The organism is Microbacterium sp. (assembly GCF_048259935.1).
Classification (GTDB): Bacteria; Actinomycetota; Actinomycetes; order Actinomycetales; family Microbacteriaceae; genus Microbacterium.
The window spans coordinates 247477-261324 of the sequence record NZ_JBLXHF010000005.1; the positions used below are offsets into that span (position 1 = coordinate 247477).

Below are 13848 nucleotides of genomic sequence, written 5' to 3' on the forward strand. Positions count from 1 at the left end.
GGCCTATTGTGACTTCCGGTACCGAGATCGACCCCCGTAGCGCAGATGTCGCGCAGGTCGCTTCCGCTGACCCGATTGCGTCGGGTTCATCGAAGCGGGTCCCTGCTCCGCGGCAGCGGACGCACCGGCGCGGAATCCTCGGGGCTCTGGCGGCATTCGGCGTCGTCGCCCTTGCCGCGGCCGTCGTCGCACCGACCGGCATGGCATTGGCCGAACAGCCCGATGTCGACGTTGAGACGCCGTTCTCGCTCGCCATGCAGGACACACAGGATCTGACTGTGACTGTCGAGGGTGCCGCCATCGCACCCGTGACGCGCGGCGTCTTCGAGGTGTACGTCACACCTACGCCCACACCGACCCCAGAGCCCGAGGTCGCATCGACCGAGGAACGCGATCGTGGTTCCTCAGGCGGCGGTGGAGGACCGGTGTACTACACAGGTGGTGGCGCTCCGGCCGAGTGGATGGCGGCAGCCGGAATCGCCGCGGGCGACTGGGGCTACGTCGACTACATCGTCTCCAAGGAGAGCGGCTGGAACCCGAACGCCACCAACAGCTCCTCCGGGGCGTGCGGCCTCGTACAGGCACTGCCCTGCAGCAAGGTCCCCGGCAACGGGTACGACCCCGTCGACAACCTTCGTTGGGCCAACGGCTACGCCACGGGCCGCTATGGCAGCTGGGCCGGCGCCTACGACTTCTGGATCAGCAACAACTGGTGGTAATGCTGCGCTATGCCACGCTCGAACCGCAGGCGCCGCGAGAACCCGGACGCTGATGATTCATTCCAGCGCCTCGTAGCGGGCTGGAAACGCAGTGAAGTACGTCACGGACGTGAGTGGACAGTGCAGCCGATCTCGGCGCAGCAGTCGACCAAGGAATATACCTGTCCTGGTTGCCGCGGAGTGATCACCCCTGGCACCGCCCACCAGGTGGTCTGGCGGGCCGACGGAGTACTCGGGGATGCTGCAGACCTCGCAGCGAGACGGCACTGGCACACGCACTGCTGGCGCGTCGCCCGCATGTAGTCATCGCTCGTTCATACGGGGGATGAGTACCTGCCGATAGATGATCAGGATGCTGGCAGCGACCGGGATCGCGATCAGTGCCCCGAGCAGCCCGAGAAGCGAGCCACCAGCGAGCGCTGCGACAACGACAACAGCACCTGGCACCGACACCGCGCGACTCATGATGCGCGGTGAGATCACATATGCCTCGATCTGCATGTAGATCAGGTAGTAGATCGCCGCTGCCAGGGCAGTGCCGGGCGAGCCGAGGCCGGGGATGAGGCAGGCGAGCACGATGATGGTCGAGCCGGTCAGCGTACCCACGAGCGGAATCAACGAGAAGAAGAACGCGATCACCGCAAGCACGGCGGCGAACGGGGCATCGATGATGTTCAGGTAGATGGCACTCAGAACGCCGTTGATCACGCCCATGCTCACCTGTCCCATGACGTAATACCCGACGGAGTCTGTGATCTGCTCGGCGAGGTCGATGAACCTCGGTCGCTTGGACGCAGGCACCAGCTGGTACACCGCACGCTTGAGCGACGGTGTCGAAGCGGTGAGATAGATGGTGAGGATCAGCACGATGAAGGCGCCGAAGAGTCCGGTCACGATCGAGACGCTCGCGTTGATCACGCCACCGGTGATGTCTCCGAGGTTGTTGATCAGCCAGTCCTGCGACTCTGTGAGCACGCGCTCGACGTCGAGATTGGGGAAGATGCCCGTGATCCATGCTTCGACGTCGGAGGCGAAGGTCGGTCTGGTCACCAGCTGAAGGATCTGCTCGATGAGCTGGCTGACCTGGGCGATGATCACGGGGAGCACGATCAGCACGATTCCGGCGAAAATGCCGAGAACCAAGACCAGGGTGATGACAACGGCGAGCCAGCGGGGGAGTCTGCGACGCTCGAGGAAGGCGATCACCGGCTCGAGGCCGAGGCTGAGGAAGAGCGCGGTGCCGACGTACAGCAGGACCGTCGACAGCGACTCGATGCTGCCGATCAGCAGGATGCCCAAGCCCACGCCGAGGGTGGCTACGAGCGCGGTGCGGAACGGGTTGTGGAGTTTCATCTGCTCTCCTCCAGAAGACTGCTCTCAGGTTACTCGTCGAGAGACTGTGGGTTTCGGCGACGTGCCGCGTCAGGGGTGCTCCTCGTGGTGAACACACAGCCTGTTTCGCTAGTCTGAAATGTCGAGCGGGAACCCGAACGCGGCGTTCGGGTTACGTAAGGAGTCTTTTCGTGCGTTTCGTATGGGCCGTCGTGGCCTTCGTCTTGGCCACGCTTCTCATCGGAGCGGGCATCGCTCAGCGAACCGTGTTCATGGGTCCCACAGCGCAGCAGACGGAGCTGAACGTCGAACAGCCGTCCCCGTTCGTGCTGGTCGATGGGGCAGTGCTGCGTGAGAACCCCGGACAGCAGACGCTGCTGATCCGCGGTGACGGCGATCTGTTCGCCGCCTACGGTCGGACGGCTGACCTCGAGGCGTGGCTCGCTGACGCCACGTACACTTCGATCACTCTCGACAAGAAGGGCGCAGCCAAGAGCGCTCTCGTCGAGCCGGATGCGCCGAGCGAATCGGACGCGACGCCGACTCCGGCACCGACCGGCGATGCCAGCACCGAGGAGCCCGCTGCTGCGGAGCCCGGCCGCAGCCCCGTCGGTTCCGATCTCTGGCTCGACTCATTCAGCGAGCAGGATCAGCTGATCACGGACATGCAGCTTCCAGAGGGGATGAGCGTGCTCATCGCCAAGGACGGCAACGAGGATGCTCCCACCGACATCGTCGTATCCTGGCCGCTCGACGCATCCACGCCGTGGGTGGGGCCGCTCATCGCTGCCGGCGGCGCGGTCTTGCTGTTCGGGCTCGTCATGTACGTATTGGCGATTCGCCATCAGCGTCGCGGACGCGGTCCTCGGCGCAAAGGTCCGGGTCCCCTTCCTGCCACGGAGCCGATCAGCGTTATGCCCGCAGCTGAACGAGAGCAGATCGAAGCGGTCCAGACGGATGCTGCGCCAGAACCGTCCGAACCATCAGAGCCGCCGGTCGAAAAAGACTCGGCGCCGCAGAAGAACGAACGTCGCGTGCTCACGCGGCGGCGAACCCGTCTCGTCCTTCCTGCGCTCGGCGTCACGGCACTGATGCTCGCCGGATGCTCGAGCGACTCGTGGCCGCAGATCAGTGAGGCCACGCCCAGCCCCTCACCGACCGAGACGGTCATCACGCCCGAAAACCAGAAGCCGCCGGCGGTCACCGAGTCACAGGCATCCCGCATTCTTCAGGAGATCTCCACGACGCTGGAAGAAGCCGACGCCGCCGGTGACATCGAACTGGCCGGCACCCGGCTCGAGGGCCCCGCTCTCGCCGCGCGCGAGACCGAGTACACGCTCCGCGCCGCACTTCCGGATCGCGCACTCCCCGCGAAGATCCCTACCGAGACGATCGAAGTGCTGCTGCCGCAGGCCACCGATTCGTGGCCGCGCACTGTCCTCGCGCTGAGCAAGGACAAGAGCGACGACACCGTCCCGCCGGTTATTCTCACGATGACACAAGCCGATCCGTGGGCGACGTACAAGGTGTCGAACATCGCTGAGATGCAGGCTTCCACTGAGGTGCCGCAGCTTGCACCCGCGTGGTTGGGCACCAGCCTGATCACAGAGAGCGCTGAGGCGTTCCTCACCCTGTCGCCGGATGAGCTCGCCGGTGCGTTCGCCGACCTCGTCGACGCCGGAGACGCCAGCGAGTATCGTGCGGACTTCGATCCGGCCACCATCGAGTTGGCTGAGTCGATCGCAGCCAGCCGTGGTGCCGTGACACAGGCCCTCATCGACAACGGCGCGGCCGAGACCTCTTCTGCGGCATTCGACATCGCGCCGAGCGCCGAGCCGCCGGTCGCACTCGCAACGCTCGACAGCGGCGCAATCGTTGCCGTCTCCCTTGTGGACAGCGAGACCATCACGCCGACTTCTGCCGACGCCGTCATCAGGTTCGGAGAGAACGCCGAAGCGAAGACTCTCACCGGGGCCGAGGAGTCCGCAAAGGGCGTTGTCACGACGTACGGTCTGCAACTCTTCTTCTCCGTACCCAGCCAGGGCTCGACGCAGCAGATCCGACTGCTCGCCGTGCACCAGGACATTCTCAATGTGGAAGTGATCAAGTGAGCGATATCTCTGCTGCAGCCCTTCGCGGCGCTGTCGACCTCTCGTCCCTGCGTAACCGCCCGGCCGAATCTGCGGGAGCGGCACCGGCATCGGCTGACGGTGCGGCTGCTGCGCATACCGGGTTCGTCGTCGATGTCACGGACGCGACTTTCGCGCAGATCCTTGAACTGTCGCGCACTGTGCCCGTGGTCGTCGACCTCTGGGCTGAGTGGTGCGGCCCGTGCAAGCAGCTGAGCCCGATTCTCGAGAAGGTCGTCACGGAGCTCGCAGGGCGGGTTGTGCTCGCAAAGGTCGATGTGGATGCCAATCCGCAGCTCGCCCAGAGCTTCCGCGCGCAGTCGATCCCGATGGTCGTCGCCCTCATCGGCGGACAGCCGGTGCCGATGTTCACCGGCGCTGTGCCGGAGGAGCAGGTGCGTCAGGTGTTCGACCAGCTGCTGCAGGTGGCTGCGCAGAACGGAGTGACCGGCAGCGTCGGCAACGAACCGCAGTCTGAGGATGCTGTGGACGAAGAAGCAGAGCCGCAGGCTGCTCCGCTTCCGCCGCTGCACGCTGAGGCATTCGCAGCAATTGAGAACGGTGACTTCCGCGCAGCGATCACCGCGTACGAGAAGGCTCTGGCAGAGAACCCTCGCGATGAGGATGCGCGTTCAGGCCTCGGCCAGGTGCGGCTGCTCGACCGCGTCCAAGGGCTCGACCTGCAAGAAGCACGCGCGGCGGCTGCGGCGGCGCCCCATGACGTACAGGCCCAGTTCGCCGTTGCCGACCTCGACATCTCCGGCGGCCACGTCGACGATGCGTTCGCTCGCCTTCTGGACCTGTTCGCCGTTCTTCCCTCGGACGAGCGCGCACCCGTTCGTGAGCGCCTTGTCGAGCTGTTCGGCCTGATCGGACCTGATGACCCTCGGGTGGCCGCGGCACGCAACAGGCTTTCCTCGCTGCTGTTCTGAGGCGCCGGGGTTAAAGCGTCGGCCGGTATCGCAGCCAGAGCGTTGCGAGCGGTGGCAGCGTGATCTTCGTCGTCGGCGTCGCGGGTGCATCTGAGGCATGTGCGGCGACACGTCCCAAGTTGCCAATTCCCGATCCGCCGTACTCGAGCGCGTCGGTGTTGAGGATCTCCTCCCACACTCCGACGACGGGCACGTCCAACTCGTGATTGGCTTTCTCGACGCCGGCGAAGTTGCTGATGACGATCACCCGTCCGCCGTGCACATCACGGCGCTCGAATGCGATCACATTCGGGTCCCAGCGCGGCGCGCCGAGTCGTCGGAAGCGCGTGCTGTCACCATCACGTTCCCACAGCGGTGCTGTAGCCCGGTACGCGCGGTTCATCGCTCCGACGAAGTCCTGCAGCTGGGCGTGGGCCGGCTGATCCAGCAGCCACCAGTCGAGCGTTCTGCTTTCTGACCATTCGGCGATCTGGCCGAACTCCTGTCCCATGAACAACAGGTTCTTGCCCGGGTGGCCCCACATATAGGCAAGATAGGCACGAACATTCGCGAGCTTGTGCGCGTGGTCGCCCGGCATCTTCGAAACCAGCGAGCCCTTGCCGTGCACGACTTCGTCGTGGCTGATCGGAAGCAGATAGTTCTCTCCGAAGGCGTAGACGAAGGAGAAGGTCATCTCTCCCTCGTGGTGCGCACGGTGGAGGGGGTCACGGGAGATGTACTGCAGAGAGTCGTTCATCCAGCCCATGTTCCATTTGAAACCGAATCCGAGCCCTGCGTGGTCGGTGCGGGCGGTGACGCCGGGGAAGCTGGTGGACTCTTCGGCGATCATGACGATGCCGGGGTGGGTGCGGTACGCGGCCGCATTGACTTCCTGCAGGAAGCGGATCGCTTCGAGGTTCTCGCGTCCGCCATGGACGTTGGGTTCCCACTCGCCATCCCGGCGCGAATAATCGAGATAGAGCATCGATGCGACCGCGTCCACACGCAGACCGTCGATGTGGAACTCCTCGAACCAGTACAGTGCATTGGCCACCAAAAAGCCGCGCACTTCGTTGCGGCCGTAGTCGAAGATGAGCGTGCCCCAGTCCTGGTGCTCGCCGCGACGGGGGTCGGGATGCTCGTAGACCGGACGTCCGTCGAAGCGGGCGAGCGCGAACTCGTCCTTCGGGAAGTGACCCGGCACCCAGTCCAGGATCACCCCGATGCCGGCCTGGTGCAGCTGATCGATCAGATACCGCAGATCATCGGGGGATCCGAACCGCGCGGTGGGTGCGTAGTAGCCGCTGACCTGGTAACCCCACGAACCACCGAAAGGATGCTCCGCAAGCGGCATGAACTCGACGTGCGTGAAGCCCGTCTCGGTGACGTGTGCGATCAGCGGCTCGGCGACTTCGCGATAGCCGAGTCCGCCGCGCCATGATCCGAGGTGCACCTCATAGATGCTCATCGGCTGCGCGACCGCGTGGGTGGCTGCGCGCCGCGTCATCCATGCGCCGTCCTTCCAGTTGTACGCAGAGAAGGGAACGACGGATGCTGTCTCGGGTGGCACCTGCGAACGCTGCGCCATGGGATCGGCCTTGAGGATCCACGCTCCATCCGGAGTGAGGATCTGGTATTTGTACACGGCCCCGGGCGAGATGCCGGGGATGAATAGCTCCCAGACTCCGCTGGATCCCATCGAGCGCAGCGCGTGGGCCTCACCGTTCCAATCGTTGAACTCCCCGACAACGCGGACCGCCTGTGCGTGGGGCGCCCAGACCGCGAACGAGATGCCGATCTCGCCATCGATGAGGTGCGCATTGGCCCCCAGCACCTCCCAGAGCCGCTCATGGCGACCCTCAGCGATCAGGTGGAGGTCGAGCTCGCCTACCGTCGGCGCGTGACGATACGGGTCGCCGGCGAGCCTTTCGGACCCGCCGTCGTATGCCGTCGCAAGACGGTACGGCGCGGGTGAACCCGAGTGGTTGCCTTCCCAGATACCGTCAGAGATGTGGGCAAGGGGTACGCGAGTGCCATCGTCGAGCACTGCGACAACGGAGTCCGCGAGCGGGCGCCGCGCGCGGATGACGGTGCGGTCGACACCATCGTCGCCACCAATGGCATGAGGGCCGAGCACGTCGTGCGGCGCGTGGTGGGCGCCTGCAGCGATGGCCTGCCACCCTGCCGATCCCGGTGCGTGCACAGAGCCGCTCATGCGCGGCTCGTCACGTGGAGGACGTGCACAGGTTCGCTGAACGCATCTAGACGCACGTAGTTGTGATCAGACCAGGTCCAGACCGCGCCGGTGATGAGGTCTTCCACTTCGTACGGATCGCCGGGAGCGATGCCCCAGATCGTCGTGTCGAGGTGCACGGTCGTCTCGCGCACAGAGTGCGGATCGACGTTGGCGACGACGATGATCGTGTCGGAGGTACCGTCTGCGGTGAACGCGCCGTCGAGATGCTTCGAATACACCAGGACGCTGTCATCGTCGCTCCAGTGCACCGAGAGGTTGCGCAGCTGGCGCAGCGCGGGGTGACTCGCGCGAATGTCGTTCAGCCTGCGCAGATACGGCGCGAGCGAGTCTCCCGCGATCTCGGCCGCAGCGAAGTCCCTGAACTTGTACTCGTACTTCTCGTTATCGATGTTCTCTTCAGAACCGGGACGAGCGACGTTCTCGAACAGCTCATATCCGGCGTACACCCCGTACAGCGGAGCGGCAGTGGCAGCGATCGCTGCCCGAATCCGGTACGCGCCGCGACCACCGTACTGCAGATACTCGGTGAGGATGTCGGGGGTGTTCACGAAGAGGTTCGGTCGCAGATAGTCGGCAGTCTCCGTGGCGAGCCCCGTGAGGAACTCTTCGAGCTCAGGCTTCGTATTGCGCCAGGTGAAGTAGGTGTAGCTCTGCTGGAAGCCGGCCGCTGCGAGAGCGCGCAGCGGAGCGGGACGGGTGAAGGCTTCGGCGAGGAACACCGCGTCGGGTTCGCCGGCTGTGACTTCGGCGATCAGCCACTCCCAGAACTGCAGCGGCTTGGTGTGCGGGTTGTCCACGCGGAAAATTTTCACGCCCTGCGCGATCCAATGCCTGACGATGCGCAGCACCTCGGCGCCGAGGCCTGTCGGATCATCATCGAAGTTCAGCGGGTAGATGTCCTGGTACTTCTTCGGCGGGTTCTCGGCGTAGGCGATCGTGCCATCGGGGAGCGTGGTGAACCATTCCGGGTGCGATGTCACCCACGGATGGTCAGGGGAGGCCTGCAACGCGAGGTCGAGCGCCACTTCGATTCCCGCCTTGCGCGCTTCGCGCACGAAGAAGCGGAAGTCGGCCAGAGTCCCGAGGTCGGGGTGAACGGCATCGTGCCCGCCAGAGGCCGCGCCGATCGCCCAGGGCGATCCGGGATCCGTCGGAGCAGTATCCAGGGTGTTGTTGGGCCCCTTGCGGTGCGCGTGACCGATCGGATGGATCGGCGGCAGATACAGCACATCGAAACCGAGCTCTGCGACCCTCGCGAGGCTCTTCACCGCGGAGCGGAAGGTTCCGCTCTTGACGGTGCCATCTCTGAGCTTCTTGGCGCCCTCGGAGCGAGGGAAGAACTCGTACCATGCACCCACGCCTGCCCGGGTGCGCTCGACCGTGAGCGACTGCTCAGCGCTCACCGAGGAGAGCGAGAACAACGGCTGCTCGGCGAAGACGGACGCAAGGACAGGATCGCCGGCTACGGCCAGGGCGGCACCCGCATCGCCGCCAGTGAGGACGGCGGCCAGCTTCTTCAGCTGCGCGCGCTCCCTTGCGGGCCGTGAGGTCTCGGCTGCCGCTCTGGTCAGGAGCTCGCCGCCGATGGCGCTCATCACCTCGACATCGACACCGGCTGCGATTTTCACGGAGGCGGCATGCGCCCAGGTAGCGAAATCGTCGGCGAACGCTTCGAAGCAGTACTGCCATGTGCCTTGAGCATCGAGGGCGATATCGGCCTGCCACCGATCAGTGCCGTCGGCGAGTGCGGTCATCCGGTGCAGAGACTCGACCCCCATCGGACTTGTGAGTCGCACGTGCACGCCGATGCGGTCATGGCCTTCGCGGAAAGCCACGACGCGGAACGGCACGACCTCGCCGGCGAACGCTTTGGCAGCGAATCCGCCGGGGACAGCAGGTGTCGGGTCGGAAATCGGGATGCGCCCGGTCCGCGTGACAGCAGACGAGTGCGCGACCCGCGGCCGCAGTGGAATCTGTGCGGGGCTTCGAAGCTCCGCCGAACGATCTGCTGAACGTGTGACCACACCCTGAATGTACCGCGCCGCGCACCCTTGGAGAACCCGGCTGGCCGCGAAGAATCAGCTCTACTCGACGCGGAAGAGGCGCATCGAGGTGCCAGGCGTCGGCACGACCTGTCCTGGAGCGAATTCTTCCGCTGCGGATGTCGGCCGCTCGTCTGCGCTCGACCACAGAGAGATGAACTTCGTCGCACCGGACAGCACGGTCGGCAGGACCACATCGATCGGCTGCTCGGTGCCGTGCACGATCAGAAGAGTGCGATTGGTCTTCTCGTGCACGGGCGTTGATTCGGCGACGTATTGCAGTGTACGGCTACCCGGATCCGTCCACTCGGCTTCTTCCATGCTCTCGCCATGCTGGTTGAACCAGTCCATGTTCGAGGCGTTCGGCGTATGGACATCCCGCCGCGCGTAGCGGCTGGGACGAAGCGCTGCGTTCTCCCTGCGAAGCCGGGTGAGGGTTGCGACGTGGGCCCGCAGATCCTCTTGCCATGGTTCGAAATCCCAGCTGAGCCAGGTGAGGTCTGAATCATGTGCGTACGCGTTGTTGTTGCCGTTCTGCGTGCGCCCCGTCTCATCTCCGGCGGTGAGCATCGGGATGCCCGCCGAGAGCAGCAGCGTTCCCAACAGGTTGCGCATCGCCTTGCGGCGAGCGCTGAGAATCGTCGGGTCATCGGTAGGGCCCTCGACACCGTGGTTGAACCCACGGTTCATGTCCGCACCGTCGCGGTTGTGCTCGCCATTGGCCTCGTTGTGCTTGACGGCGTAGGTCACCAGATCGTTGAGGGTGAATCCATCATGCGCGGTGACGAAGTTGATTCCGGCGAGCGGACCGCGCTCCTTGCCGAAGGTGTTCGATGAGCCGGCCAGACGCGTGGCGAATCCGCCGATGCCGACGGGCGCAGAAGCACGCCGGGCGTAGTCGATGTCGCTGAGCCAGAAGTTGCGCACGCGGTCGCGGTAGCGGTCGTTCCATTCGTGCCAGCCGTCGGGGAAATTCCCGGTCTGCCACCCTCCGAGACCGACATCCCATGGCTCCGCGATCATCTTGACGTCCGCGAGCACTGGGTCCGCGCTGATCGCTTTCAGCAGCGGATGCTCTCGCGAGTACTCATGCGCAGCATCCCGACCGAGCGCTGTGGCGAGGTCGAAGCGGAAACCATCGACCTGCATCTCCTCCGCCCAGTAGCGCAGTGAGTCCAGGACCAGCCTGGCCCCGGCATCCGTCGCGGTGTTCAGGGTGTTTCCACACCCCGTGGTGTCGATATAGACACCATCGGGCTGCTGACGGTAGTACACGGCATTGTCGAGGCCGCGCAGGCTCGTGCGCGGGCCTCCGATCCCTTCCTCCGCGGTGTGGTTGTAGACCACGTCGAGGATGACCTCCAGGCCCGCTTCATGCAGAAGCCGCACCATGCCCTTGAACTCGGTGATGATGGCATCCGGGCCCTGCTTGCGTGCCTCTTCGGTCGCGTAGGCGGCGTGCGGGGTGAAGAAGTTCAGGGTGTTGTAGCCCCAATAGTTCGATAGTCCGCGATCGAGAAGTCGAGGCTCTGAAGCGAAGCTGTGCACGGGCAGCAGCTCGACGGCGGTGACCCCGAGAGAGTGGAGGTGATCGATCATCGCCGGATGAGCGAGCCCCGCGTAGGTGCCGTGCAGGGCCGGTGGGATCTCGGGGTGGCGCTTGGTCGTGCCCTTCAGGTGCGCTTCGTAGATGACGGTGGCATCCAGGGGAGTGCGCGGTTTTCCCACGCCGCCCCAATCGAAACCGTCAGCGATGACGACGGAGCGCCAGTCTCCGTACCCGTCGCCCTGGGCGAGTCCGCGCGCGTACGGATCGAGGAGGAGCGTTGCAGGATTGAACGTATTGCCAGGACCGTGCGGGCCGTCGACTCTCAGCGCGTAGCGCGTGCCGGGCGAGAGGAGGTCAGTCGTCGCTTCCCACACGCCGCCTGAGCGCTGTTTCAACGGCACCGTGTCAGTGACCCAGTCGAGGTCGACCTCATCGAACACGACGAGTTCGATGGAGGAGGCGTTCTGTGACCAGACGCGCAGAGTCGCGACGCCGTCGTGCAGCTGCACGCCGAGGTTATCGAAGGCCGTACCGCCTGGCAGGGTGAAGTCGGACATGCCTTACAGCGTATGCGGCAGAAGGTCGTGCGCCGACCAGGCGAAAATGCGGGAGAGTTAAGGGATGCGGTTCTATCTCGACCACGCGGCGACCACTCCGCTGCGCCCGCAGGCGCGCGATGCGTGGCTTGCCGCGTCGGAAATCGTCGGCAACGCCTCCTCGACGCACGGGGCAGGTCAAGACGCCAGGCGACTGCTCGAAGAGTCACGAGAGCGCATCGCCGCAATCCTGGGCTGCGATCCGATCGAAATCGTACTGACCTCTGGCGGAACAGAATCGATCAACACCGCGCTGCACGGGATGTGGGCGTCACGATCGGCAACCGCGGATGCCATCGTGCTGCCGGACGGCGAGCACCACGCCACGATGGACACCGTCGCAGCCCTCGCAGCAGAAGACGCGCACGTGCGCGCGGTTTCGCTCACGGACACCGGACGAATTGATCCGGATGCTTTCCGCGAGAGCCTTCCCGGTGCGGCCCTCGCGACCGCGCTGGTCGCGAACAACGAGGTCGGAACGATCAACGATGCCGCGGCGCTCGCGCGCGAGGCTGCAGCGGCACTGGTTCCACTGCACCTGGATGCGGTCGCAGCCCTCGGCCACGTTCCGCTTTCGTTCCGCGAATTGAGGGCGGATGCTGCGCCCGGGGTGGGGCTGGTGGCGATGAGCGTCGCCGGGCACAAGATCGGAGCCCCGGTCGGTATCGGAGCACTCGTCGTCGCCCGCACAGCGAAGATCTCTGCGCTGCTGCACGGCGGGGCGCAGCAACGTGGTCTGCGTGCAGGCACCCAGGATGTTGCGGGGACGGCGGCGTTCGCCGCGGCGCTGGCTGCGGCAGAGGCAGAGCGCGAGTCGGAGCACAGCAGGCTCAGCGTGCTGCAACGACGATTGGTCGACGGTATCCGCTCGGCGGTTCCGGCAGCTCGGCTGCTCGGCGATCCGCGCGACCGCTTGCCGGGCAACGCGCACTTCCTCTTCCCCGGGGCTGTGGGAGAGAGCCTGCTCTTCCTGCTCGATGTGGCGGGAGTCGCGGCATCCACCGGCTCTGCGTGCCAGGCCGGCGTCGCCGAGCCATCGCACGTCGTGATCGCCATGGGCGGCAGCGATCGCGACGCGCGAAGCGTGCTGCGCTTCACCCTCGGGCGCACCTCGACGGATGCCGATGTCGATGCGGTCCTCGCGGTGATCGGGGATGCGTATTCACGAGCATCCGGGGCCCGTACAGCCGGCGGCTCGTAAACTGGAGTCATGCGGATTCTTGCGGCGATGAGTGGCGGCGTCGATTCTGCGGTTGCGGCTGCCCGCGCCGTCGAAGCCGGACACGACGTCACCGGCGTGCACCTTGCGCTCTCACGGGCGGGGGGAACGTTGCGCACCGGCAGCCGCGGCTGCTGCACGATCGAAGACGCCATGGATGCCAGGCGTGCATCCGACATGCTCGGCATCCCCTTCTACGTGTGGGACTTCTCCGAGCGCTTCCGCGATGACGTGATCGACGACTTCATCTCGGAGTATCAGGCTGGGCGCACGCCGAACCCGTGCATGCGCTGCAACGAGAAGATCAAGTTCGCCGCCCTCCTCGAGCGCGCCATCGAGCTCGGCTTCGACGCCGTGTGCACCGGGCACTACGCGACGCTTGTAGACGGCGAGAACGGGCTCGAGCTGCACCGCGCCTCGGACAACGCGAAGGACCAGTCGTATGTCCTCGGCGTTCTCACCGCAGAGCAGCTGGCGCACACCTACTTTCCGCTCGGCGAGACGCCCTCGAAGGCGCTGGTGCGCGCTGAAGCCGCTGAGCGCGGGCTGAGTGTCGCGCAGAAGCCGGACAGTCACGACATCTGCTTCATCCCTGACGGCGACACCCGCGGCTGGCTGGCCGAGAAGGTCGGCGCGGAGCAGGGCGAGATCCTCGACCGGAACGGTGACGTCGTCGGCTCGCACGACGGCGCCCACGCATTCACCGTGGGACAGCGGCGCGGACTCAAGCTCGGCGTCCCCGCACCGGATGGGAAGCCGCGATTCGTGCTCGAAGTGCGTCCCGTCTCGAACACCGTCGTCGTAGGCCCCAAGGAAGCCCTCGCGATCGGTGAGATCTCGGGGGAGCGGCACTCATGGGCGGGCGCCGCACCAACCTCGAGCAATTTCGACTGCGATGTGCAGATCCGTGCGCATTCAGAGCCCGTTCCCGCGCGTGCGACCGTGGCGGCAGACGGCGTCACCGTGGTTCCCGCAGTGCCGCTGGACGGTGTCGCTCCCGGGCAGACCGCTGTGCTGTACGTCGGCACGCGTGTGCTCGGCCAGTTCACGATCGATCGGACCGTGTCTGCGGTACCGGTCGACGTCTGAAGAGC

The 13848-nt window shown here is 65.4% G+C and carries 10 protein-coding genes; 6 read left to right on the top strand and 4 right to left on the bottom strand.

All coding sequences use genetic code 11. From position 1 onward, the window contains the following. Positions 1–8: 8 nt before the first annotated feature. Positions 9–719: a transglycosylase SLT domain-containing protein gene (locus tag ACN0RC_RS10870; protein WP_417511578.1), complete on the top strand. Its 711-nt coding sequence runs from the start codon at positions 9–11 to the stop codon at positions 717–719. A gap of 9 nt (positions 720–728) precedes the next feature. Then, entirely contained in the window at positions 729–1022 is a 294-nt protein-coding gene (locus tag ACN0RC_RS10875) for a hypothetical protein (protein WP_417511580.1), read from the top strand. Here ACN0RC_RS10875 and ACN0RC_RS10880 read toward each other — a convergent pair whose 3' ends face one another. Further along, positions 1023–2072, bottom strand: coding sequence for an AI-2E family transporter (locus tag ACN0RC_RS10880; protein WP_417511582.1), 1050 nt, complete (start codon positions 2070–2072; stop codon positions 1023–1025). A 170-nt stretch (positions 2073–2242) separates the two neighbouring features. Here ACN0RC_RS10880 and ACN0RC_RS10885 point away from each other — a divergent pair, with 170 nt between their 5' ends. Together ACN0RC_RS10885 and ACN0RC_RS10890 are read left to right on the top strand one after the other, a co-directional pair. Further along, positions 2243–4162, top strand: a complete 1920-nt coding sequence (locus ACN0RC_RS10885) for a glycosyl transferase (RefSeq protein WP_417511584.1) — start codon at positions 2243–2245, stop codon at positions 4160–4162. Next, a complete protein-coding gene (locus tag ACN0RC_RS10890) occupies positions 4159–5112 on the top strand; it encodes a tetratricopeptide repeat protein (RefSeq protein ID WP_417511586.1) in 954 nt (317 codons plus the stop codon). The genes ACN0RC_RS10885 and ACN0RC_RS10890 overlap by 4 nt, the downstream gene beginning before the upstream one ends. 10 nt (positions 5113–5122) lie before the next feature. Here the strand turns inward: ACN0RC_RS10890 and glgB are convergent, their stop codons facing one another. From glgB to glgX, 3 genes are read right to left on the bottom strand one after another with little or no spacing between them, the layout of a single operon-like run. After that, the gene (gene glgB, locus ACN0RC_RS10895) at positions 5123–7306 is read right to left on the bottom strand and encodes a 1,4-alpha-glucan branching protein GlgB (RefSeq protein WP_417511588.1); all 2184 of its coding nucleotides are present in this window, start codon (positions 7304–7306) and stop codon (positions 5123–5125) included. After that, a complete protein-coding gene (locus ACN0RC_RS10900; protein ID WP_417511590.1) occupies positions 7303–9372 on the bottom strand; it encodes a maltotransferase domain-containing protein in 2070 nt (689 codons plus the stop codon). The genes glgB and ACN0RC_RS10900 overlap by 4 nt, the downstream gene beginning before the upstream one ends. A 60-nt stretch (positions 9373–9432) precedes the next feature. Continuing rightward, complete coding sequence (gene glgX, locus ACN0RC_RS10905) at positions 9433–11496, bottom strand: glycogen debranching protein GlgX (protein WP_417511592.1); 2064 nt, start codon at positions 11494–11496, stop codon at positions 9433–9435. A gap of 64 nt (positions 11497–11560) precedes the next feature. Here glgX and ACN0RC_RS10910 point away from each other — a divergent pair, with 64 nt between their 5' ends. Further along, entirely contained in the window at positions 11561–12736 is a 1176-nt protein-coding gene (locus tag ACN0RC_RS10910) for a cysteine desulfurase family protein (RefSeq protein WP_417511594.1), read from the top strand. Positions 12737–12745: 9 nt separating this feature from the next. Then, positions 12746–13843 carry a tRNA 2-thiouridine(34) synthase MnmA gene (gene mnmA, locus ACN0RC_RS10915; protein WP_417511596.1) on the top strand — a complete coding sequence of 366 codons (1098 nt, stop codon included), beginning with the start codon at positions 12746–12748 and terminating at the stop codon, positions 13841–13843. Positions 13844–13848: the final 5 nt, after the last annotated feature.